The sequence below is a fragment of the Vibrio sp. TH_r3 genome, assembly GCF_033101115.1.
Taxonomy (GTDB): domain Bacteria; phylum Pseudomonadota; class Gammaproteobacteria; order Enterobacterales; family Vibrionaceae; genus Vibrio.
In genome coordinates, this window is record NZ_JAWMPW010000058.1 from 1 (window position 1) to 1,455 (window position 1,455).

General features: G+C 52.6%; 1 rRNA gene. It reads right to left on the bottom strand.

Annotated features, from left to right (window positions below):
• Nucleotides 1–7: 7 nt before the first annotated feature.
• Nucleotides 8–1,455: ribosomal RNA gene (locus R3X26_RS18720) — 16S ribosomal RNA — on the bottom strand; the annotation flags it as partial.

Consider the following 1,455-nt stretch of genomic DNA (forward strand, 5'->3'; position numbering starts at 1 on the left):
TATCGTTTAAGGAGGTGATCCAGCCCCAGGTTCCCCTAGGGCTACCTTGTTACGACTTCACCCCAGTCATGAACCACAAAGTGGTAAGCGTCCCCCCGAAGGTTAAACTACCTACTTCTTTTGCAGCCCACTCCCATGGTGTGACGGGCGGTGTGTACAAGGCCCGGGAACGTATTCACCGTAGCATTCTGATCTACGATTACTAGCGATTCCGACTTCATGGAGTCGAGTTGCAGACTCCAATCCGGACTACGACGCACTTTTTGGGATTCGCACACTATTGCTAGTTAGCTGCCCTCTGTATGCGCCATTGTAGCACGTGTGTAGCCCTACTCGTAAGGGCCATGATGACTTGACGTCGTCCCCACCTTCCTCCGGTTTATCACCGGCAGTCTCCCCAAAGTTCCCGACATAACTCGCTGGCAATTAAGGATAAGGGTTGCGCTCGTTGCGGGACTTAACCCAACATTTCACAACACGAGCTGACGACAGCCATGCAGCACCTGTCTCTCAGTTCCCGAAGGCACAAGAAAATCTCTTTTCTCTTCTGAGGATGTCAAGAGTAGGTAAGGTTCTTCGCGTTGCATCGAATTAAACCACATGCTCCACCGCTTGTGCGGGCCCCCGTCAATTCATTTGAGTTTTAATCTTGCGACCGTACTCCCCAGGCGGTCTACTTAACGCGTTAGCTCCGAAAGCCACAGTTCAAGACCGCAACCTCCAAGTAGACATCGTTTACGGCGTGGACTACCAGGGTATCTAATCCTGTTTGCTCCCCACGCTTTCGCATCTGAGTGTCAGTATCTGTCCAGGGGGCCGCCTTCGCCACTGGTATTCCTTCAGATCTCTACGCATTTCACCGCTACACCTGAAATTCTACCCCCCTCTACAGTACTCTAGTTTGCCAGTTTCAAATGACCTTCCGGGGTTGAGCCCCGGGCTTTCACATCTGACTTAACAAACCACCTGCATGCGCTTTACGCCCAGTAATTCCGATTAACGCTCGCACCCTCCGTATTACCGCGGCTGCTGGCACGGAGTTAGCCGGTGCTTCTTCTGTCGCTAACGTCAAATGTTGCACGTATTAAGTACAACACCTTCCTCACGACTGAAAGTACTTTACAACCCGAAGGCCTTCTTCATACACGCGGCATGGCTGCATCAGGCTTTCGCCCATTGTGCAATATTCCCCACTGCTGCCTCCCGTAGGAGTCTGGACCGTGTCTCAGTTCCAGTGTGGCTGATCATCCTCTCAGACCAGCTAGAGATCGTCGCCTTGGTGAGCCATTACCCCACCAACTAGCTAATCTCACTTAGGCTTATCCAATCGCGGAAGGCCCGAAGGTCCCCTCCTTTCCCCCGTAGGGCGTATGCGGTATTAGCCATCGTTTCCAATGGTTATCCCCCTCAACTGGGCAAATTCCTAAGCATTACTCACCCGTCCGCCGCTCGACG